The sequence below is a fragment of the Paracoccus sp. pheM1 genome, from assembly GCF_018499825.1.
Classification (GTDB): Bacteria; Pseudomonadota; Alphaproteobacteria; order Rhodobacterales; family Rhodobacteraceae; genus Paracoccus; species Paracoccus versutus.
Genome location: NZ_JAGXCX010000001.1, coordinates 2,561,139 through 2,582,286, shown reverse-complemented (window position 1 = coordinate 2,582,286; position 21,148 = coordinate 2,561,139). Strand labels below are relative to the sequence as shown.

At 65.8% G+C, this 21,148-nt stretch carries 22 protein-coding genes and 1 pseudogene; 12 read left to right on the top strand and 11 right to left on the bottom strand.

The genetic code is table 11. The annotated features are described in order from the left end of the window. Window positions 1–6 precede the first annotated feature (6 nt). Window positions 7–444, top strand: coding sequence for an Rrf2 family transcriptional regulator (locus KF941_RS13120; protein WP_214273527.1), 438 nt, complete (start codon window positions 7–9; stop codon window positions 442–444). 21 nt (window positions 445–465) lie between these two features. Beyond that, window positions 466–909 (top strand): DUF6522 family protein, encoded by a 444-nt coding sequence (locus KF941_RS13115; RefSeq protein WP_214273526.1) that lies wholly within the window; start codon window positions 466–468, stop codon window positions 907–909. An 8-nt stretch (window positions 910–917) separates the two neighbouring features. On the opposite strand, the gene KF941_RS13110 is transcribed toward KF941_RS13115, so the two are convergent. The 3 genes from KF941_RS13110 to KF941_RS13100 form a co-directional block, all read right to left on the bottom strand. Beyond that, window positions 918–1,079 (bottom strand): hypothetical protein, encoded by a 162-nt coding sequence (locus KF941_RS13110; RefSeq protein ID WP_181820578.1) that lies wholly within the window; start codon window positions 1,077–1,079, stop codon window positions 918–920. Between the two features lie 161 nt (window positions 1,080–1,240). Continuing rightward, on the bottom strand, window positions 1,241–2,473 hold the full coding sequence (locus KF941_RS13105) for an aldehyde dehydrogenase family protein (RefSeq protein WP_214273525.1): 1,233 nt from the start codon (window positions 2,471–2,473) through the stop codon (window positions 1,241–1,243). Window positions 2,474–2,751: 278 nt separating this feature from the next. Then, window positions 2,752–4,032, bottom strand: a complete 1,281-nt coding sequence (locus KF941_RS13100) for an MFS transporter (protein WP_214273524.1) — start codon at window positions 4,030–4,032, stop codon at window positions 2,752–2,754. Window positions 4,033–4,151: 119 nt separating this feature from the next. Here KF941_RS13100 and KF941_RS13095 point away from each other — a divergent pair, with 119 nt between their 5' ends. Next, window positions 4,152–4,850, top strand: coding sequence for a helix-turn-helix domain-containing protein (locus KF941_RS13095; RefSeq protein WP_214272925.1), 699 nt, complete (start codon window positions 4,152–4,154; stop codon window positions 4,848–4,850). A 103-nt stretch (window positions 4,851–4,953) separates the two neighbouring features. On the opposite strand, the gene KF941_RS13090 is transcribed toward KF941_RS13095, so the two are convergent. Next, complete coding sequence (locus KF941_RS13090) at window positions 4,954–5,577, bottom strand: TetR/AcrR family transcriptional regulator (RefSeq protein WP_214272926.1); 624 nt, start codon at window positions 5,575–5,577, stop codon at window positions 4,954–4,956. Between the two features lie 120 nt (window positions 5,578–5,697). Here KF941_RS13090 and KF941_RS13085 point away from each other — a divergent pair, with 120 nt between their 5' ends. Continuing rightward, window positions 5,698–6,087 (top strand): cupin domain-containing protein, encoded by a 390-nt coding sequence (locus KF941_RS13085; RefSeq protein WP_214272927.1) that lies wholly within the window; start codon window positions 5,698–5,700, stop codon window positions 6,085–6,087. 409 nt (window positions 6,088–6,496) lie between these two features. On the opposite strand, the pseudogene KF941_RS13080 reads toward KF941_RS13085, so the two are convergent. Beyond that, a pseudogene (locus KF941_RS13080) lies at window positions 6,497–6,592 on the bottom strand (integrase core domain-containing protein); the annotation flags it as partial. A gap of 444 nt (window positions 6,593–7,036) precedes the next feature. Here KF941_RS13080 and rarD point away from each other — a divergent pair. Next, complete coding sequence (gene rarD / locus KF941_RS13075; RefSeq protein WP_214273523.1) at window positions 7,037–7,969, top strand: EamA family transporter RarD; 933 nt, start codon at window positions 7,037–7,039, stop codon at window positions 7,967–7,969. Window positions 7,970–8,260: 291 nt separating this feature from the next. Here rarD and KF941_RS13070 read toward each other — a convergent pair whose 3' ends face one another. The 4 genes from KF941_RS13070 to KF941_RS13055 all read right to left on the bottom strand — a co-directional run bounded on the left by KF941_RS13070 (window position 8,261) and on the right by KF941_RS13055 (window position 11,697). Next, entirely contained in the window at window positions 8,261–8,869 is a 609-nt protein-coding gene (locus tag KF941_RS13070) for a TetR-like C-terminal domain-containing protein (RefSeq protein WP_214273522.1), read from the bottom strand. Window positions 8,870–10,269: 1,400 nt separating this feature from the next. Next, window positions 10,270–10,854: a plasmid pRiA4b ORF-3 family protein gene (locus KF941_RS13065; protein WP_214273521.1), complete on the bottom strand. Its 585-nt coding sequence runs from the start codon at window positions 10,852–10,854 to the stop codon at window positions 10,270–10,272. A gap of 12 nt (window positions 10,855–10,866) precedes the next feature. Further along, complete coding sequence (locus tag KF941_RS13060) at window positions 10,867–11,187, bottom strand: H-NS histone family protein (RefSeq protein ID WP_214273520.1); 321 nt, start codon at window positions 11,185–11,187, stop codon at window positions 10,867–10,869. A gap of 78 nt (window positions 11,188–11,265) precedes the next feature. Beyond that, window positions 11,266–11,697, bottom strand: coding sequence for a class I SAM-dependent methyltransferase (locus tag KF941_RS13055; RefSeq protein ID WP_214273519.1), 432 nt, complete (start codon window positions 11,695–11,697; stop codon window positions 11,266–11,268). Window positions 11,698–12,314: 617 nt separating this feature from the next. Between KF941_RS13055 and KF941_RS13045 the strand changes: the two genes are divergently transcribed. The 4 genes from KF941_RS13045 to glnT all read left to right on the top strand — a co-directional run bounded on the left by KF941_RS13045 (window position 12,315) and on the right by glnT (window position 16,601). Then, window positions 12,315–13,202 (top strand): glutamine amidotransferase family protein, encoded by an 888-nt coding sequence (locus KF941_RS13045; protein WP_036761224.1) that lies wholly within the window; start codon window positions 12,315–12,317, stop codon window positions 13,200–13,202. 1 nt (window position 13,203) lies between these two features. Next, complete coding sequence (locus KF941_RS13040) at window positions 13,204–13,887, top strand: GXGXG domain-containing protein (protein ID WP_036761223.1); 684 nt, start codon at window positions 13,204–13,206, stop codon at window positions 13,885–13,887. A gap of 11 nt (window positions 13,888–13,898) precedes the next feature. Further along, complete coding sequence (locus KF941_RS13035; RefSeq protein ID WP_072464342.1) at window positions 13,899–15,224, top strand: FMN-binding glutamate synthase family protein; 1,326 nt, start codon at window positions 13,899–13,901, stop codon at window positions 15,222–15,224. 72 nt (window positions 15,225–15,296) lie between these two features. Continuing rightward, the gene (gene glnT / locus KF941_RS13030; RefSeq protein ID WP_214273518.1) at window positions 15,297–16,601 is read left to right on the top strand and encodes a type III glutamate--ammonia ligase; all 1,305 of its coding nucleotides are present in this window, start codon (window positions 15,297–15,299) and stop codon (window positions 16,599–16,601) included. On the opposite strand, the gene KF941_RS13025 is transcribed toward glnT, so the two are convergent. Continuing rightward, the gene (locus tag KF941_RS13025) at window positions 16,522–16,959 is read right to left on the bottom strand and encodes a helix-turn-helix domain-containing protein (protein WP_240540295.1); all 438 of its coding nucleotides are present in this window, start codon (window positions 16,957–16,959) and stop codon (window positions 16,522–16,524) included. The genes glnT and KF941_RS13025 overlap by 80 nt on opposite strands. A 100-nt stretch (window positions 16,960–17,059) precedes the next feature. On the opposite strand from KF941_RS13025, the gene folD reads away from it, so the two are divergent. The 3 genes from folD to KF941_RS13010 all read left to right on the top strand — a co-directional run bounded on the left by folD (window position 17,060) and on the right by KF941_RS13010 (window position 19,696). Next, entirely contained in the window at window positions 17,060–17,965 is a 906-nt protein-coding gene (folD, locus tag KF941_RS13020) for a bifunctional methylenetetrahydrofolate dehydrogenase/methenyltetrahydrofolate cyclohydrolase FolD (RefSeq protein ID WP_214273516.1), read from the top strand. A gap of 132 nt (window positions 17,966–18,097) precedes the next feature. After that, window positions 18,098–18,982, top strand: a complete 885-nt coding sequence (purU, locus tag KF941_RS13015) for a formyltetrahydrofolate deformylase (RefSeq protein WP_214272728.1) — start codon at window positions 18,098–18,100, stop codon at window positions 18,980–18,982. A 72-nt stretch (window positions 18,983–19,054) separates the two neighbouring features. Next, window positions 19,055–19,696 (top strand): helix-turn-helix domain-containing protein, encoded by a 642-nt coding sequence (locus tag KF941_RS13010; protein ID WP_036750938.1) that lies wholly within the window; start codon window positions 19,055–19,057, stop codon window positions 19,694–19,696. A gap of 51 nt (window positions 19,697–19,747) precedes the next feature. Here the strand turns inward: KF941_RS13010 and KF941_RS13005 are convergent, their stop codons facing one another. Further along, window positions 19,748–21,139: an ammonium transporter gene (locus tag KF941_RS13005; RefSeq protein ID WP_214273515.1), complete on the bottom strand. Its 1,392-nt coding sequence runs from the start codon at window positions 21,137–21,139 to the stop codon at window positions 19,748–19,750. Window positions 21,140–21,148: the final 9 nt, after the last annotated feature.

Here is a 21,148-nt window from a genome sequence, read left to right as displayed (position 1 = left end):
GAGCCGATGCGTCTTGCGACCTTTACCGACTACGGATTGCGGGTGCTGATGCGCCTGGCGGGGGCGCCGGAAAAGCCGATCTCGACCGGGCAGATCGCCAGGGAGTTCGCCATCTCGCAGCATCACCTGGCCAAGGTGGTCAGCGACCTGGGGCTTGGCGGCTTCGTGCGGTCCGAGCGCGGCAGGTCCGGCGGGCTGCGGCTGATGCGCCCGGCGCATGAGATCACGCTGGGGCAGGTGGTGCGCCATCTGGAGCGCAAGTTCGCCATCGTGGAATGTTTCCGCGCCGACGGCGGTGCATGCGTCCTGCGGCCGCACTGCCGCCTGCGGCCGCAGCTTTCCGCGGCGCGCGAGGCCTTCATGGCCGAGCTGGACCGCACGACGCTGGAGGATTGCGCCTGGCCCGGAGCGGGTCCGGGAGGGCGCGTGGTGGCGGCCGAGTGAGGCCGGGAAAGAGAGGCGGCGATGCCTGGGATCGACTTGCAGCAGGACGGCGCCCGGATCGACGCGGCCGTCCTGGCCAGGGCGTTCGGGATCAGCGCCGACGATTTGCGGCAGGGCATGCGCGACGGCACGATCACCAGCCGGTTCGAGCGCGGCGCGGGCAAGGATGCCGGCACGGTGCGGCTGATCTTCTTTTCGTCCAGCCGCCGCATTCGGATCACCGCGGACGCAAGCGGCAGGATCCTGAGCTGCGGCGCGCTGGATTTCGCCCGATCGCCCGGCCCCGGAAGCCCAGGCGCGGAGGCCGGCGGGGATCACGAGACCCCCTTGCCGGCGAGGGACCGGGATCCGGGACAGGCGGCGCATGTCGAGACGCTTCTCGACCTGGCGCTGCAAGGAACCTTCCCCGCCAGCGACCCCATCGCCATCACCATCGACGCACAGCCCCGGACACACTGCACCTGAAGCCCGGCTCAGAACGAGAGCAGGGTCGGGGCGGCATCCGGGAGCCAATGGGCGATCGCCAAGGGCAAGAGGCACCGGAGCCGCAGATAGACGATGACCATGAACACGGAGTTCGGGATCGACGACAGGAAGCGGTGCAGCATGCAGGCCGGATCGAAGGTCAGTGGCATGAAGGCGCATACGGGGAACAGTCGCCGTCCTCAATCAGCGCCGCTGCCAGCGCCGGTTCACCCCCGCGCATGCGGGGAACAAGGATGAAAATGGTAGCCGTTGTTTTCCACAGGACGGTTCATCCCCGCATATGCGGGGAACGCGCTGGCTCGACCCCATCTCACGGATCATCCCTAACCGAGGCGACAGGGCCGAAGATCTCTTCACGCGCGATGGTCATGTCGTTGTGGACATTGCTGAAGACGGTCGGAGCGATGAAATAGCCGTCCGCCAGATCGCCCCCCAGCCGGCTGCCGCCTGTCCGCAGATCCGCGCCTTCCGAACCACCAACCGAGACATAATGCATCACCCGCTCCAATTGACGCTGCGAGACAAGAGGACCCAGTTGCACATTCGGATCGAAGGGGTCGCCCACGACGATTCCCTTGCTGAACTCGACCATCCGGGCCAGGAACTCCTCTTGGATGGTGCGCTGCACGAAGATGCGGGTCCCGGCTGAACAGATCTGGCCGGAATTGGTAAAGACACCCATGGCCGCGCCGGGCACCGCCTTGTCGAGATCCGCGTCGGCAAAGATCACGTCGGGCGACTTGCCGCCCAGTTCCACCTGTACACGCTTCATGTTGACCGTAGAGGCCTTGACGATCTCGCGACCGGTGGCGGTCGAGCCAGTAAAAGCGATGCGATCCACATCGGGATGGGCAGCCAAGGCAGCGCCTGCCTCGGCGCCGAGGCCGGTGACGACATTCACCACCCCTTCTGGCACACCGATCTCGGCCAGCAGTTCCGCCGTGCGCAGCGCGGTCAGCGACGCATCCTCGGCGGACTTGATCACCACCGTGCAGCCGGTCGCCAGGGCGCCGCCCACGATTCCCCAGAAGCTGATAAGCGGCCCGTTCCACGGGATGACCCCGCCGACGACACCCACCGGCGCCTTCAGAGTGAGCGTGGTGACATTGCCAGGTAGCGAGTTCGGAATCGTGCTGCCGGTCCAGCTTACCGCCTGTGCAGCAAGGTAGCGGATCATGGCCAGCAAGCCGGCTTTCATGCCACGGGTCCGCGCAAGCGGCGCTCCCATATCGAGCGATTCCAGTGTGGCAAGCTCGTCGAAATTTTTCTCCACGACCTCGGCGACTCGCATCATCAGCGTCATCCGCTGTTGCGGAGTGAAACGGCTCCACGGCCCCTCGAACGCACGCCGTGCAGCGGCAACTGCGGCATCGACATCCTCCTTGCGACCGCGCGCCAGTGTAGTCAGGACCTTGCCGGTCGCGGGGTTGAATGTCTCGATACTCTCCCCGGAAGCGGATGGCCGCCATGTACCGTCGATAAAATGCTGCTTGTTTGGATCGGCTAGGAACTGCGGTTGTCCTGCCTTTGTCCTGTTATTCAATTTCTGTTCCTCGCTAGATCTTGCGGTTATCGAGAACGCAGTTCGAGCTGTTCAGGGGCCGTTGTCATCGTGCTCCTGTAAGCCGATACGAAGGGTTTCTGCGCAATAACTATGCCAATGATGGCTCAGTAAGCGACTGCCCGTTTCTTGGACAGATTTCCGGCTGTGAGCTGCTGCGGTAATCCTCCCCATGGTTAAGGGGATGCGGACGTGGAATTTTCTCGGCAGGATGGACGAGGAGATTCCGATGAAGAAGAGCCGTTTCACCGAAGCCCAGATCATGGGCGTGTTGCGTCAGGCTGAGGGCGGCCCGGCCTTCCAACCCGCCCCGCCAGAAAGCAGCCGATCGCGGCCAGTTGTATCGCCGCAGCGCAGGCGAACAGCAGCGCGGAACCGGATCCGTCGATCATGCCATCCCCGCGCAGCAGGCCGAACGCCGCCGGCGCGAAGGCATGGCCGGCCTGGCCCATGGCGACGATCAGCGGCACCACGCGGGCCACCTCCGCCGGGGTGAACCCCTGCTGCGCGATCAGCGGCGGCAGCGAGGTGGCATTGCCGATCCCCAACCCGAAGAGCGCGATGCCAAGGATCAGCCATGCCCCGCCTTCGCCCGCCGCCAGCAGGAACAGCAGCGATCCGGCCACCTGCACGCCGTAGCTGGCACAGGCGACCAGGCGGCGGTCGGCCGAGACCGGCATCATCCAGCCCACCACCGAACGCCCGAGGATCGCGGCGAGCGTCGCGCCGCCCATCGCCAGCCCCGCCATGCCCTCGCCCAGCACCGGCACCAGCAGCGAGAACAGATGCGCGAGCAACCCGATCTGGGCAAACAGCCCCAGCATCATGCCGGCGGCCAGCGTCACGAACTTGCCGTCGGCAAAGAACCGGCGGCGCGCGGGCGAACCGCCTCGCGGCGCTCGTGGCCGGGGATCGGCCCCCTCCACGCCATCCGGGCGTTGCCCCATGCTTTCGGGCGTGTGCCGGAACACCAGCACCGACAGGGTCGCGACCACGGCCACCATGACGCCACCGACGGCCAGGGCCGCCGGCAGAAAGCCGATGCCCGCGATCAGCGCGATCCACCGCGGCGAGAAGATCACCCCGCCCAGGCTCGCGCCGTTATAGGCCATGCCGAGCGCGGCGGGTCGGCGCAGGATGAACCAGGGCGCGATCAGCGCATTCACGGCGGCGGCCCCCATCGCGACCCAGCCGGCGCCGCTGGCCAGCGCGGCCGCGAGCAGCTGCCAGGGTTCGACCGCCAGCGCCCAGCCTGCGATGCCAAGCGCCAGCAGCACGGCGCCCAGCACCGTCACCACCGGCACGCCAAAGCGCCGATACAGGCGCGGCAGATTGGCGACGACGACCGCCCCAATCAGGAAATGCATCGTCACCGCCGCCGAGACCATCGGCACCGGCCAGCCGGTCCGCGCCACGACGGCATAGAGGAATACCGGCGGGCCGTAGAAGCCGACGCCCCAGCCGAAAGCGGCCAGCAGGAAAGTTGCGGCGACGACATCCCAGCCGAAGAAAGGTGGGGCGGGGGATGCAGGCAGGGTCATGGGACGCTCTCGATGATGTCCTGCCGCTTATGGCCGCGAACCCGCCGGCGATGCTTCGGTAAAGGCCGAAGCATTCCCCGCATTTCCGCGCTAGGATGCCGGCAGCCGGAGGGATCGCCATGGCCACATCGAACCGCATCGCCGAGGTCGCCGCCGCCGTGGGCGAGCCTGCCCGCGCCGCCATGCTGGCCGCGCTGATGGATGGCCGGGCGCTGATCGCGACCGAACTGGCCGAGGTCGCCGCGATCACGCCGCAGACCGCCAGCGGTCATCTCTCGCGGCTGGCGGCCGTGGGGCTGGTCGCCGCCGAGAAGCAGGGCCGCCACCGCTATCACCGCCTCGCCAGCCCCGAGGTCGCGCGGATGATCGAAAGCGTGATGCAGATCGCCGGCGGTCTCGTGCTGTCCCCGCCCCGCACCGGCCCGAAGGAGGCGGCGCTGCGCCATGCCCGCACCTGCTACGACCACCTGGCCGGTCGATTGGGCGTCGGCATCGCCGATGCGCTGCAGGCCAACGGCGCGGTCGAGATCGCCGGCGATGCCGCGGCCCTCACCGAGGCCGGCCGGGCCAGGATGCAGGCCCTCGGCATTCTGGCGGCGGATCGCGACATGCACGGCCGCCGCCCGCTCTGCCGTCCCTGCCTGGACTGGAGCGAGCGCCGCCCGCATCTGGCCGGGGCTCTGGGCGCCGCCATCTGCACCCATGCCCTGGATCGGGGCTGGGTGCGGCGCCGCGCCGGAACGAGGGCGCTGGAGATCACCCCGGCAGGCAGGATCGGTTTCCGGCAGGCGTTCGGGGTCACGGAAGCTGCCGGCTGATCAGGGCTGGCCGCTTGCGTCCGGCATATCCGCATGGCCGCGGCGGGGGGCGCACCGCGGCAAGGGGCTGCTCGCGAGTGGGCGGCCACCATGAAAGCTTCCCTCAGGAGCGCCCCGCCGGGCATGTGAGGTAGGCCATGACCATCCTCCGACACTCGCCTGCAAATCTCGCTGTCGACAGGCTGGCGGGATGCTGCTCGAGCGCGCGGTGGGCGGCGGTTTCCAGCAGGGCTTCCAGCATCACCGCTGCCTCCGAGGGATCGAGATCGGCGGCCAGTTCGCCCGCATGGCGCCGCAACCGGGTCTCGATCAGTGCCGCGATCCGGGCGCTGAACGCCTTCCTGTGATCGCCACGACCGACGCGTGGCGCAATCTCGATCAGCACCTTGTGGAGCCGTGGATCGTGCGGGTGGCTCTCGAAAGCGGTCGCGACAAGCGCGTCGACCGTCCGGGCCAGCGTATCGCCTGGTCCTGCCGCAATCGCCTGGGCGAAACGCGCAGCAAAGATCTCGCCGTAATGATCGACCACCGCGGCCGCCAGCGCCTGCTTGTTCGGATAGTACTGGTAGAGCGAGCCGATGCTGACCCCTGCCCGCTCCGCCACCATCGCGGTGGTCATCCGCTCGAACCCGGCATGCGCCAGAACCTGAGCGGTCGCCTCGATGATGGCGCGAATCGTGGCCTGCGCCCGGCTTTGGCGCGGAATTTTCCGTGGATTCACATCCATCTGCACCGTCCTCCCGTCCTGAACGGGAATGCGAATACAAAACATGAGGAATTCGTCACATATTCCAGGCGTCAACGCAAGCAAGGTCGCGGACACTGCGGCCGGAAAGGAAGAAACGCCATGACCGATACGAATTCCGCTCTCGACCTGAGCCGCTTCCATCTGCATCTTGAGGATGGACCGCGAATACGCCCGGTTTCGCTGGCGTCCGGCGGAGGTCCGGCGGAGGGAAAGACACTCGCCGTCTTTTCCGCCGAACGGCCCGAGGATGTTCACCCGGACTATTGGGAGATGCATCCCGGTGGCGATGAGTTGCTGATCCTCTGTTCCGGCAGGCTGGAGCTTGATATCGAGAATGCCAGCGGCCTCCGCACGGTCGAACTGACGCCGAGGACCGGCCAGGTCGTGCCAGCGGGCAGTTGGCATCGGCTGCGGCTCAGGGAACCATCGGTGCTGATGGCGATTACCCACCGGAGCGGTACGCAGCGCCGCAAGGATCGCGAGGCGTAGACCGGGGCGCGGCCTGCCCAGGCCCGTAACGACCGGGAAAACCATGAGTGAAGGCCCTTCCAGGCGCGGGGGGACGATCGGGAGCCCCCTGCCCGCCATCGAGCGATGGCGCAGGGCCGGCATACGGCCCGGCGGTGATGCTGGTCGCGCCCCCGGCTCTCGCCGTTGCCGCCCAAAGGGCTCGTCGTGCTGGTATATGCAGCGCAGGGATCCGCCTCACCCTGACGCGACGCCGGGGCGTGGCTTCCGGTCTGCGGAACCCTGATCGACGCCCGGCTGCCTTGTCCATCGGCCCCCGATGACGGGCCCATTTTGATTGTTGGTGCAATGCTGGTCGTGTTTCCAGCGCGGACGGCGTTGCTGGCCCAGGTTGTCGAGCTGTCCGCGCTGGAAACGCGGGGATGAAGACTTCCCGAGCCGGAGGCTTGTAGCCGAGCGATCCATGCGGGCGCACGGTATTCTCGTGGCATCGCCACCTTTCCACGATGATCCTGGTCTCGGCGAGCCCTGGCAAATCGTTGCGGCAAGCACGGCTGTCCGGTCTGAGAAAGCCGCGCTGCAGCGTCGCCGGTCTCTCGACCGGCGGCTCGGGGCCGCCCCTGACTTACCGAGCATACAAGCAGCCGGCAGATCGAACCTCCTCTCCGCATCGAGTGCGGCAACGACTGCCTCGAACAGGTGATGGGCGTCATCGTCGGCCAACGGAGCACTCAACTGCTCCTTGGCCTTGCAGCGGTTCGGATCATGTAGTTCAGGCACATATCCTTGTCCCACCTCGATCCTCCATCGGGCTGCTACCAAGGGAAAAGCAGAGGCCGATCGGGTCGACGCAGGTTTTTCGCGATTCTGGCGCCCCTTCACCCCTGGTAATTGTCGATCAGAGGCCAGCTTATCGGACCAGGCACCGCAGCGTCTGGCACGGCCGCGGATTGCAGCCTATGCAACCGATATGAGCAGCCCTGCCGATCTCAACAGCGATTCCCCCCGTGGCCTGGTCCTGGTGATCCTGACCTATGTCCTCTGGGGCTTTCTGCCGCTTTACATGAAGGCGCTGGCGCATGTGCCGCCGGTCGAGGTCGTCGCCCACCGGGTGATCTGGTCGCTACCCATCGCGGCGGCGGTGCTGATCTGGCAAGGGCGCGCGACCGAGGTGATCGCGGCGCTGCGCACGCCGCGCCTGCTGGCAATGGCGGTGCTGACGGCGATGCTGATCTCGGTCAACTGGCTGGTCTATGTCTGGGCGATCATCAACGATCACGCGATGGAGGCGGCGCTGGGCTATTATATCAACCCTCTGTTCAGCGTCTTCCTGGGGGCGGTGCTGCTGAAGGAGCGCCTGGGACGGACGCAGCTCATGGCCATCGCGCTGGCCGCGGTCGCAGTTGTCATCATGACCGTGCAGGCAGGCCGCCTGCCGCTGGTGGCGCTGGGGCTGACCCTGACCTGGGGCTTCTACGCCTATTGCAAGAAGAGCCTGCCGCTTGGTCCCAACCAGGGCTTTACGCTCGAGGTCCTGGTGCTGTGCCCCTTTGCGGCGGCCATCCTGCTGTGGCTGACGCTGACCGGGCAATCGCATTTCGGCACGGGCGCGGGCGCCGACACGCTGCTGTTGCTGGGCTGCGGCGTGGTTACCGCCGTGCCGCTGATGCTCTATGCCAACGGCGCCAAGCTGGTGCGGCTGACCACGGTCGGCATCCTGCAATATATCGCGCCGACGCTGATCTTTCTGTGCGCGGTGCTGGTCTTCGGCGAGCCGTTCGACCAGTCGCGACGCATCGCCTTTCCGCTGATCTGGGCGGCGCTGGCGCTGTATTCCCTGGGGTTGTGGCGGCAATATGGTGCCGCCCGGCGCAAGGCCACCGCGACCGGCCGGATGCAATAGGCGTCGCGACATGGGGACGCAGCATCTACCGGGCGAGAAGGCCGGGTTCCTCGGAGAGCATGGTTCGAGCGGCGAGTCCGAGGATCATCTCCGTCGACCGACGCCTCGCTCACAGGGCATGCTGCCGCCACGATGCCCTGCCGGGTCTGCGGGCCAGCGCGACGCCAGCAACTCAAGAAGAGCTTGCCGCGACCACCTCGAAAGCCGGTCATGGAAAGCGCGGTATCGGCCCGCCCTCATCAATCACGTCGCCGCAACCAGGCCGAAGGGAAAAGAGAACTCAGGTCGCAGCTATCCGACCAGCCGCTGCAGCAGCAACCGAAGGTTCGCACGCATCTCCGCCAAATCTTCTGGGTCCGGCTTTCCCTGTGGAAGGCGTTCCAGCATCACCTTGTGCAGCGCACCGCAGATGAGGGCGCGGATCAATTCCGCCAGTACTTCCGCATTGTCCTCACCGGCCAGCAGCCCGCCCTTCTTCGCACGGACCAGCAGCCGCTGCATCAGCACGATCACCGATCGCTCGAAGCGGGTGAAGCGATCATTCTCCCGCAGCGCGCCGAGAGCCGGCGAATGGAAGGCCAGGAACACGCCCGGATGATCGATGGCCCAAGCGATATAGGCGTCGGCAAGTGCTTCCAGCTGGGCGATCGGGTCAGCACCGTCGATCACCGCCGTGGCCCGGATGCAGCGATCGTGAAGCCGCAGCAGCGCGCTTTCCACCGCCACCTCCATAAGATGCGCCCCGTCACGAAAGACGGACATCATGGTCGAAGGCGGAACATCGAGCGCACTGGCCACCTCCTCGAGACTGGGCGGGTAGCCTGTTTCAGCCAGCAACCTGTGAAAGACGCTGGTCGCATCGGTGCAGAGATTCCTGCCGCTATGGTTTTGACGGGTCATATTCAATCCTAAGAAACAGCCAGATCGCGGAAACCGGAAGCCCGGGCACGGTGAAGCCGAGCATAATGAAATCATCCATTATGCCCCGGTCATCCGAGGCGAGTGGCTGGTTAAACATGTATCTTTGTCTGGTATTCGGATCGGTGGGAGGCGGCGCGATCCAGGGTGCTATCCGCCCTTCATCGCTGCAGGAGCGGCACTTATCCGGCTCTGCGCAGATCTTTCACCGCGCCGCATTCCCACCACCTCACCCGGCTTTTTGCCCGGGATGAGACAGTCAGCCGCATCGACATGGCGGCGATGAGGCCGGCGATGCCGAAGACGACATAACAAGAGAGTACCGCGACCCGGCCGTGGCCCAGTGCGAAAGTGATAACCGCCGACGTCATGCCTCCGATGACGCCGGCAACGAGATATGCCAACATATGCCGAATGGTTCCGCTAACAAGGGTTAAGATCGATCTAACAAGGGGTTCAGGCGTGAGGCCAAGTAAACATCGCCTGTGGTATTTCCCACAGACGCTCTCATGCCCGTCGAGTTATCGTCCAAGTTGTGTTTGCTTCAATATTTTCACCCAAGCTTCTGCGAGTCATGCCTTTTTCTCCAGATTTCCGTGCATTGAACTCACTTGCCCTGGGTGAAGACATTGGCAAACATGCAACTGTAGATTGGTCATCCCTTGGAGATTCCTCGCAGGTGGTTCATATTATTAGGAGGGTAATGATTTGCTTTACACTAATAACCCTGACATGATTGCCTTTACATTCGGTCGCGTGATTCTGCGCCTTGCACAGGACGGGATCCCGATCGGCGCGGATACCGTCACTCAGGCACTCATCCGAATTGCAAGCGGTGCCTCCGTCGACAGGGTTTCCCCGGAAATGGCGAAAAGCGCCCTCATGGCGCTGAGGAAACTTGATATTACAGACGAGATGGCACCCTCAGCGCCTACCCCGAAACGTCGCCCGACAGCGATGGCGAACCGGTTGGCGGCGTAGAGGTCTTAGGACCTGTCGGCTTGGGGCGCTATGCTTGGGAGTTGGAAAAAGGGCGGACAGGAATTGTGGGGTCGCGTGAACGGACGACGAACCAACAACTGCTCCGCCATGATCGATGTGCCTGTTAACGGCTTCGGCATCGCCTATGCCCCCGAGGATATCGCCGCCGCGAATATCCCAGCCGGCGCGCTGGCGCGGGTGCTGGATGACGGGTCGCCGATGCTCGACGACTGTTCCTCTACCATCCAAGCCGACGCCCGAGCCTTCACGCTTCCAAGGCCATGGTCATCAGCGCACGGCGGTATCGCGGCGGGCCAGGCCGGTGGGAGACCCGTCACCACAACCAATCCATCACCCCGACCAGGTGATCCGGCGATCAGGTGTCGGTGATATGCGCGCTGCTAACCCTTCTGTGCGTTCACGCGCTGCGCATTGCGCAGATCCTTGTTGATCAGGTCCAGATCGAACCATTCCGGATCGAAATGCCCGCCCGCCCATCGCAGCGTGGAGCGATGGTCCTCGTGCGCCGGATCGCGGATGATCCCGAGGAAATCCGCGTAGCCCCGCGGCCCGCCGACAGCCTCGGGCGGCCTTGCCCACGCGCCCTCCAGACAGCGCGCGTGGCGAGGCGCCGGGCCGAGCGCCAGCCACTCCTCTATCCGGATCTGGTGCTCCCAGCCATCCCCGAAATCGTAGGCATAGGTGAAGCCGGCGTCGCGCCCGATGAAATCCTGCAGCCGGACCTCGGTATGATCGAAGATGCGGGGGCCGCCGAAGCCGTCGTCCAGCAGGGCCGGATCGCCGTAGCGCAACCCGCCGATGCGGAATTCGTGCAGATGGCTGTCGGTCCAGCCGAAGGCCGCCTGCAGGACCAGGTGCAGCCGGTCCAGCGTCCAGTCGCAGGGAACCACCAGCCGCCCCCAGATCTCCGGCTCGATCCCGGCCAGGGAGACATGCAGCCGCACCGCATTCGGAGGCTGGACCACCCCCTGCCCCGGTCAGATGGCGAAGTCCTCGAGGGATTTGCCGCCCTCCAGCCCTTCGACGATCCAGGCGGGCTTGCGGCCGCGACCGCTCCAGGTGCGTTCCGGGTTTTCCGGGTGGCGGTATTTGGGGGCCGAGGCAGCGCCTTTTCTGGACGGCGCCGCATGCGCGAGATCGCTCAAAGAAAGGCCGTGCTGCTTTGCCACCGCTTCCGCCCCCGCACGGGCCTCACAGGCTTTGCGGCGATCCTCGAAGGAGGCGATCGCCTTGGCCACGTTCTTTTCCAGCTGCTTCAGTTCGGCCAGCGACAAGGCATGCAGGTCGATATCGGCCATAAGCGTCCCCTGTTGTTATGCCATCCGTTTAATTCAGCAGGGGTTCAACGGCAATTCCCGCGCTCAATCCATAGCCCGTTACCTGTCCAGCCTGATCTCCCGAACCGGATGCCCCGTGTCGATGAACAGCCGTCCCGCCGGTTTCAATGCGGCCCGCAATCGTTCAAGGGCGCGTTGCCCGATCTCCGGATGGCGGCCGTCCAATGCCCCGACACGCATCGCGAAAGCGATGTCGAAGGGCGCTTCATCGGCCAGCAGTTCGAAATCCTCGACCGCCACCTGCCGGAACCGGAGGCTGCCCGAGGCGATCTCGGGTTTCGATCCGGCCACCGCGCTGTCGATCGCCCTGGCCGAGCGGTCGATGGCGAGGACGAAGCCGTTGCCGATGCGGCGGCAGACCTCGCGGGCCGCTACGCCGGGGCCACAGCCGACCTCCAGCACCCGATGGCCCGGCACCAGCGGCAGGGCGTCCACGAAACACGCGATCCGGTTCGATATCCGCGGGGCCATGATGCTCAGCCCTTGTCGGTGACCTTCGGCCACCAGGTGCCGAAGCACCACAGGTTGCCCTCGGGATCGCGGCAGATGAATTCGCGGCTGCCGTAGTCGCGGTCGGTCAGCCCCTCCTCGAACTCGACCAGGCCTCGCCATCGGAAAGCAGGGCCAGCAGCCCGGCGTGATCGCCCTCGACCGGCGGGGCAAGCACGGCGATCCTGCGCACGCCGCACGGCTCCAGCACGAAGCCCCGGCCCGTCGCGCTGATCCCGGCCAGCGGGGAGAGGTGGATGGAAGGGAACTGCGCGAAAGGCCAATATCGCGGCAAACGTCCTTGATGTGGACCGAAAAATCCAAGCGCTTGCATGGCCGAGGTTGGGCTGGCTTGGCCAGCGCCTGACCGTTCCCAGTGCCCAGGGATGGGGAATTAGTCGGCTCACCAGCTCTGCGTTTTCGAATTGCTCATGTGCCGGGCAGTTGCCCGATCATGGTTGAGCTTCCTGAACGCCGAAGCGGCAGGAGACTTCCGCGGCATGCGCAATGGCAGGAATCCCACATATTTCTCTTGAGGAAATTTTATTTCTCATAGGTAATCATTAGGTAAGCGAAGCTGATTACGAGGACGGCAAGGGATGTGTGGTATCGTTGGTCTGTTCCTGAAGAACCAGGAATTGCAGCCGAAGCTAGGCGACCTGCTGACGGACATGCTGATCACGATGACGGATCGCGGGCCGGACAGCGCGGGAATCGCCATCTACGGCAATGATGGCGGCAAGCCGAAGATCACCGTCCAGTCGGACGACCCGGAAACGGCATTCCGTGGCCTCGACGCGGCGCTGTCCGATGCGCTGGGGGATACGGTCGGGATGCGGGTCATCGACACTCATGCGGTGCTGACCCTACCCGAGGGCACAGAGCCCGAGGCCCGCGTCTTTCTGGCCGGGAAAGGCATCCGCGTCATGGGTTCGGGCCACGCGATGGAAATCTTCAAGGAGGTCGGCCTGCCCGAACAGGTCGCCGCCCGTTTTCACCTGCGCCAGATGGCCGGCAGCCACGGCATCGGCCATACCCGCATGGCGACGGAAAGCGCGGTGACGACGCTGGGCGCGCATCCCTTCTCGACCGGCGCCGACCAGTGCCTGGTACATAACGGCTCGCTGTCCAATCACAACCAGATGCGCCGTGAACTGACCCAGAAGGGTTTCGCCCCGGAAACACAGAACGATACCGAGGTCGCCGCTTGCTATATCTCGTCGCGCCTGGCCGAAGGCGCCAGCCTCAGCGAGGCGCTGGAAGGCACGTTGCAGGATCTGGACGGTTTCTTCACCTTCGTCGTCGGCACCCGCAATGGCTTCGGCGTGGTGCGCGACCCCGTCGCCTGCAAGCCCGCCGTCATGGCCGAGACCGAGGATTACGTCGCCTTCGGCAGCGAATACCGCGCCCTTGCAAACCTGCCCGGCATCGAGAGCGCCCGCGTCTGGGAACCCGAGCCCGCCACCGTCTATTTCTGGGAGCGCTGAGATGCAGACCATAGACCTTGCCACCACGCCGCTGCGCGACGTCAATGCGGCGCTTCAGGCGCAGGCTTCCCGGACCAACCAGACCGAATGGGTGATCGAGAACCCCAAGGGTGCCCATGCCATCGCCGTGGGCCTGGATGCGCCCATCGAAGTCACCGTCAAGGGCTCGACCGGCTATTACTGCGCCGGGATGAACAAGCAGGCGACCGTCAAGGTCACCGGCTCGGCCGGGCCGGGCGTGGCCGAGAACATGATGTCGGGCACTGTCGTCATCGAGGGCGACGCCAGCCAATACGCGGGTGCCACCGGCCATGGCGGGCTTCTGGTCATCAAGGGCAATGCCAGTTCGCGCTGCGGCATCTCGATGAAGGGCATCGACATCGTGGTCTTCGGCAATATCGGCCATATGTCGGCCTTCATGGCGCAGTCGGGCAATCTGGTGGTGCTGGGCGATGCGGGCGACGCGCTTGGCGACAGCCTCTATGAGGCGCGGCTGTTCGTGCGCGGCGCCGTCAAGTCGCTGGGTTCGGACTGCATCGAGAAAGAGATGCGCCCCGAGCATGTCGAGATCCTGCGCGACCTGCTGGAACGCGCCGGCGCCGATGCGAAGCCCGAGGAATTCAAGCGCTACGGCTCGGCCCGCAAGCTCTACAACTTCCACGTCGATCACGCCGGCGCCTATTGATGAGGGATATCATGGACAAGACGCCGCAAACCCTGCCGCGCGACAGCTGGACCTTCTCGCCCGGCATCAACGCCGAAATCCGCCGCGCCGCCGATACCGGCATCTACGACATCCGCGGCGGCGGCGCCAAGCGCAGGGTGCCGCATTTCGACGACCTGCTGTTTCTGGGCGCCTCGATCTCGCGCTACCCGCTGGAGGGTTACCGCGAGAAATGCGACACCTCGGTGGTGCTGGGCACACGGTTCGCGAAAAAGCCCATCGAGTTGAAGATCCCGATCACCATCGCGGGCATGAGCTTCGGCGCGCTATCCGGCCCCGCGAAAGAGGCCCTTGGGCGCGGCGCGACGCTGGCCGGAACCTCGACCACCACCGGCGACGGCGGCATGACGAACGAGGAACGCGGGCATTCGGAAAAGCTGGTCTATCAGTATCTTCCCAGCCGCTACGGCATGAACCCCGACGACCTGCGCCGCGCCGATGCGATCGAGATCGTCGTCGGCCAGGGCGCCAAGCCCGGCGGCGGCGGCATGCTTCTGGGCCAGAAGATCACCGAGCGGGTGGCCGGGATGCGCAACCTGCCCATCGGCATCGACCAGCGCTCGGCCTGCCGCCATCCCGACTGGACCGGCCCGGACGATCTGGAGATCAAGATCCTGGAACTGCGCGAGATCACCAACTGGGAAAAGCCGATCTACATCAAGGTCGGTGGCGCGCGCCCCTATTACGACACCGCCCTGGCGGTGAAGGCGGGCGCCGACGTGGTCGTGCTGGACGGGATGCAGGGCGGCACCGCCGCGACGCAGGACGTCTTCATCGAGAATGTCGGCCAGCCGACGCTGGCCTGCATCCGCCCGGCGGTGAAGGCGCTGCAAGACCTGGGGATGCACCGCAAGGTGCAGCTTGTCGTCTCGGGCGGGATCCGCACCGGCGCGGATGTGGCCAAGGCGCTGGCGCTTGGCGCCGATGCGGTGGCCATCGGCACCGCCGCGCTGATCGCCCTGGGCGAGAACGACCCGAAATGGGACGAGGATTATGCCGCGCTCGGCACCACGGCGGATGCCTATGACGACTGGCACGAAGGCCGCGATCCCGCCGGCATCACCACGCAGGACCCCGAACTGATGAAGCGTTTCGACCCTGTCGAGGGCGCGCGGCGGCTGCGCAACTACCTGGCCGTGATGACGCTGGAATGCCAGACCATCGCGCGGGCCTGCGGCAAGAGCCATGTCCACAACCTGGAACCCGAGGATCTTTGCGCCCTGACGCTGGAAGCCGCCGCCATGGCGGGCGTCCCGCTGGCGGGCACCAACTGGATTCCCGGCCAGAACGGCTTCTGAACCAACGACCAGAGGGCAGGACATCGCATCCTGCCCCGATCCAGCTCTTTTCCTCCAACGGGAACCTTCCGCATGACCGATCTCGCCGAATTCGCCCGTGAGAAGGGCGTCAAATACTTCATGATTTCCTATACCGACCTGTTCGGATCGCAGCGCGCCAAGCTGGTACCGGCGCAGGCCATCGCCGAGATGCAGAAGGACGGCGCCGGTTTCGCCGGTTTCGCCACATGGCTGGACCTGACCCCCGCCCATGCCGACATGCTGGCGCTGCCGGACGCCTCCTCGGTCATCCAGCTGCCGTGGAAAAGGGAAGTGGCCTGGGTCGCTTCGGATTGCGTCATGTCGGACAGCGGACCGCTGGCGCAGGCGCCTCGCAACGTGCTGGGGCGGCTGACGGCCGAGGCCGCGGAAATGGGCCTGGTGGTCAAGACCGGGGTCGAGCCGGAATTCTTCCTGCTGACGCCCGAGGGCACGCAGATCTCCGACCCCGCCGATACCGCGGTGAAACCCTGCTACGACCAGCAGGCGGTGATGCGGCGCTACGATGTGGTGGCCGAGATCTGCGACTACATGCTGGAACTGGGCTGGGAACCCTATCAGAACGACCATGAGGACGCGAACGGCCAGTTCGAGATGAACTGGAAATACGACAGCGCCATGGCCACGGCGGACAAGCACAGCTTCTTCAAGTTCATGACCCGCTCGGTCGCCGAAAAGCACGGGCTGCGCGCCACCTTCATGCCCAAGCCGATCATGGGCCTGACCGGCAACGGCTGCCATGTCCATATCTCGGTCTGGACCAGGGACGGGCGCAATGCCTTTGCCGACGACGGCAAGGAACTCAGCCTGTCAGACGAGGGCCGGCATTTCCTGGGCGGGGTCATGAAGCACGCCTCGGCGCTGGCCGCGATTACCAATCCCACGGTGAACAGCTACAAGCGCATCAACGCGCCGCGCACCGTCTCGGGGGCGACCTGGGCGCCCAATACGGTCACATGGACCGGCAACAACCGCACCCATATGGTGCGCGTCCCCGGACCGGGCCGGTTCGAGTTGCGGCTGCCCGACGGCGCGGTCAACCCCTACCTTCTGCAAGCCGTGATCATCGCGGCGGGACTTTCGGGGCTGCGCAGCAAGGCCGATCCCGGCAAGCGCCACGACATCGACATGTATGCCGAAGGCCACCGCATCACCGATGCGCCGAGGCTGCCGCTGAACCTGCTGGACGCGATCCGCGCCTATGACGACGACGCCGGGCTGAAGGCCGCGATGGGCGAGGATTTCTCGGCTGCCTATATCAAGATGAAGACGCAGGAGTGGAATTCCTATTGCGGTCATCTGACCCAGTGGGAACGGGACAATACCCTGGACATCTGACGGATTCCCGGGCGCCTGCTATGGGCGGGCGCCATGCGCGCTTACCGCTGACGGCCTCCGATCCGGGTGCGCCCAGCCCTTGCAGCCTGCGTTGTCCCGGCGGAACGCCGAAGGCTTGCGCGAAACACCGGCTGAAATGCTGCATGGTCGCGAAGCCGGTGATCGCGGTGATTTCGGCGATCGGCAGGGCGGAATGGCGCAACAGCTCGTCCGCCTTCTCCAGCCGCAAACGCCGGTAGAACTCCATGACCGACAGGCCGAAGTGGTCCGAAAAGCAGCGCTGTAGCTGGCGCAGGCTGCAACCGGAAAGCTCGGCAAGCTGGTCGGCCGGCAGCGGATCGGCGATATGCGAACTCATCAGCCGCACCGCCCCCTCAAGCACGGGATGGTGCAGATTGTAGCGCCGGGCCGGGCTTTTGCTTTGGGGCGGGCTGCGGACATTGCAAGGAGAATGGCTTATGGGTGCAAGGATCATCGACGGGCGGGGCTTTGCGGCCGGGGTGCGGGCGCGTGTTGCCGAGGCTGTGGACCGGCTGCGGTCTGGGCACGGGTTGGTGCCCGGGCTTGCGGTTGTTCTGGTGGGCGAGGATCCTGCGAGCCAGGTCTATGTCAGGAACAAGGCGGTCCAGACGCGCGAGGCGGGGATGGCGAGCTTCGAGCACCGGCTTGCGGCCGAGACGCCGCAGGCGGCGCTGCTGGCGCTGGTCGCGCGGCTCAATGCCGACCCGGCCGTGCACGGCATCCTGGTGCAGCTGCCGCTGCCCGCGCATATGGACGCCGGGGCGGTGATCGCCGCCATCGACCCGCGAAAGGACGTGGACGGGTTCCATGCGCTGAACGTGGGGCTGCTGGGGATCGGGCAGAAGGCGCTGGTGCCCTGCACGCCCTCGGGCTGCCTGATGCTCTTGCGCGAGACGCTCGGGGATCTGTCGGGGCTGGAGGCGGTGGTGGTGGGGCGCAGCAACATCGTGGGCAAGCCGATGGCGCAGCTCTTGCTGGCCGAGAACTGCACGGTGACCATCGCCCACAGCCGCACCCGCGAGCTGGCGGCGGTCTGCCGGCGGGCGGACATCCTGGTGGCGGCGGTGGGCCGGGCGCGGATGATCCGGGGCGAGTGGATCAAGCCCGGCGCCACGGTGATCGACGTGGGCATCAACCGCATCGAGGAGGAGGGCCGGTCGCGGCTGGTCGGCGACGTGGACTTCGCGGGCGCGGCGCAGGTGGCGGGCGCGATCACCCCGGTGCCGGGAGGCGTGGGGCCGATGACCATCGCCTGCCTGCTGGCCAATACGCTGGTGGCCTGCTGCCGGGCGCATGGCCTGCCCGAGCCGGATCCGGGCCGGGCCGAAGGCGCGGCGGCCTGAGGGATGGCGCGGGACGGCGGGGGGCGCTGCCCCCCCGCTCCTGCGGCCCCTCGAGGGGGCCGCAGGAGCGTCCCCCCGGGATATTTGCACACGGAAGAAACCAGGGCGCTTGCCCTTTCAGTGGAGAGCCAGATGAAGAAATACACGCTGACGGTCGCCTGCCCCTCGACGCGCGGCATCGTCGCCACCGTGGCCGGCTTTCTGGCCGAGCATGGCTGCAACATCACCGACAGTTCGCAGTTCGACGATACCGAGACCGGGCGCTTCTTCATGCGGGTGAGCTTCGTCTCGGAGGAGGGCGTGGGGCTGGAGGCGCTGCGCGCGGGCCTGGCCGGCCCGGCCGAGCCCTTCGGCATGGACCATGCCATCCATGACGAGGCCGAGAAGATGAAGGTGGTGATCATGGTCAGCCGCTTCGGCCATTGCCTGAACGACCTGCTCTATCGCTGGCGCATCGGCGCGCTGCCGATCGAGATCGTGGCGGTGATCTCGAACCACATGGACTACCAGAAGGTGGTGGTGAACCACGACATCCCCTTCCACTGCATCAAGGTCACGCGCGAGAACAAGCCGCAGGCCGAGGCGCAGCTGATGGCGGTGGTCGAGGATTCGGGGGCCGAGCTGGTGGTGCTGGCGCGCTACATGCAGGTGCTGTCGGACGCATTGTGCCGCAAGATGTCGGGGCGGATCATCAACATCCACCATTCCTTCCTGCCGAGCTTCAAGGGCGCCAACCCCTACAAGCAGGCCTTCGAGCGCGGGGTGAAGCTGATCGGGGCGACCAGCCATTACGTGACCGCCGACCTCGACGAGGGCCCGATCATCGAGCAGGACACCGTCCGGGTCACCCATGCGCAATCGCCCGAGGACTATGTCAGCCTCGGCCGCGACGTCGAAAGCCAGGTCCTGGCCCGCGCCATCCACGCCCATATCCACCGCCGGGTGTTCCTCAACGGCAACAAGACCGTGGTCTTCCCCGCCTCGCCAGGAAGCTACGCATCCGAAAGAATGGGGTGAGCGGGGCTATTCACATTGTCGGTGCCGCGGTCTAGACTTTCTTGACAGGAAACAAGGCGCGCGGCACATGTGATGGACAGCAGCGATACATCGCAAAGACTGACCCAGAATCCCCATGCCCTGCGCGACAATCCGGAAAGAAACCTCGAGGTCGCCATCGGCCGGGTGGTGCGAGAACTGCGCAAGCGCCAGCGCCTGACCGGATCGGATCTGGCGGCGCAGTCGGGGCTTTCGGTCGGGATGCTGTCCAAGATCGAGAACGGGGTGATCTCGCCCTCGCTGGCCACGCTGCAAATGCTGGCCAATGCCTTGCGGGTGCCGCTGGTCCAGCTGTTTTCCGGCTATGCCGAGCCCCGTGGGGCCATGCATGTGAAAGCCGGCGACGGGGTGGAAATCGAGCGCCAGGGCACCCGCGCCGGCCATCAATATCACCTGTTGGGCCATATCGGCGCGAACGACTCCGGCGTCGTTGTCGAGCCCTATCTGATCGTGCTGACCACGGAAAGCGACCGCTTCCCGACCTTCCAGCACGAGGGGATCGAAATGCTGTATATGCTGGAAGGAACGGTCGGCTATCGTCATGGCGAACAGATCTATCGCCTGGAGCCGGGCGATACCCTGCTGTTCGATGCGGACGCGCCGCATGGCCCGGTGGACCTGATCGAACTGCCGGCGAAATACCTGTCGGTCATCACCTATCCACAAAGCCGCTGACAGCGGAAAAGGCCGGGCCCCGCGAGGCCCGGCCCTGGAATGGGCGCGGCATCAGCCGCGCTGATTGGCGACCTGCGCCGGAGAGCCCAGACCATGCGCGGCCTGCGCCGGCACCAGCGCCGCACCTCCGTAAACGCCATCGCCCAGACGATAGCCGACCTCGCCATGCTGATGGATGTCCAGCCCCTCGGCCTCGGCCTCCTCATCGACGCGCAGGCCGACCAGCGCGCCTGCGATCTTCAGCGCGATCCAGGTCGTCACCAGCGAGACCGCGATGCTGAAGCCCATGATCAGCACCTGCGGCACCATCTGGGTCAGCATGGTGCGGCCCTCGGGATAGCCCAGCCCGCCAAGCGCGGGCGCGGCGAAGACGACCGTCAGCACGCCGCCGACCACCGCCCCGACACCGTGGACGCCGAACACGTCGAAGGAATCGTCATAGCCGACGCGGCGCTTGACCACCTCGACCGCATAGACGCAGACCGGCGCGGTGAGGAAGCCCACCAGCACCGCGCCCATGGGGCCGACGAAGCCGCAGGCGGGGGTGATCGCGACCAGGCCGGCAATCGCACCCGAGGCCAGGCCGAAGGTGCTGGGCCGCTTGCGGTGAATCCATTCCGCCGTCATCCAGCCAAGCGCGCCCCCGGCGCCGCCCAGCATGGTGTTCAGCATCACCAGCGCGCTGAAGCCATTGGCCGCCAGCGCGCAGCCGCCGCAGAAGGCCAGCCAGCCGACCCAGAGCATCGCCCCGCCGGTATAGGTCATGGTCATGTTATGGGGCACCATCATCGTGGTGCCGTAACCCTTGCGCGGCCCGAGGACCAACGCACAGACCAGCGCCGCGATGCCGGCGTTCAGATGGACGACATTGCCGCCGGCAAAGTCCAGAACACCGACATCGAAGACCCAGCCTCCGCCCCATGCCATATGCGCCATGGGCGCATAGTTGATCAGCAGCCAGACGCCCATGAAGATCAGCACCGAGGCGAATTTCATCCGCTCGGCAAAGGCGCCGACGATCAGCGGCGGGGTAATGGCCGCGAACATCATCATGAACAGCACGAAGAGATATTCCGGCAGCGTCCCCACCATGCTTTCGGTGGTTATCCCCGACAGGAAGAACTTGGAGGTCCCGCCGATGACGGCGTTCAGCGGCGTCTCGGTGTCGAAGCTCAGCGAATAGCCGAAGGCGATCCACAGCACGCAGATCAGCGCGACCGAGGCGAAGATCTGGGTCAGGACCGACAGCACGTTCTTGCTGCGCGCCATGCCCGCATAGAACAGGGCAAGGCCGGGCAGCATCATCAGCATGACGAACAGCGCGCAGGTCGCGACGAAGGCGGTATCTCCGGCGCTCAACGCCGGTTCGGCATCCTGCCCCCAGGCGAGGGCGGGAAACAGGATCGCGGGCAAGGCCGCTACAAGGGCATTCTTCTGTGTCATGGCGAATCC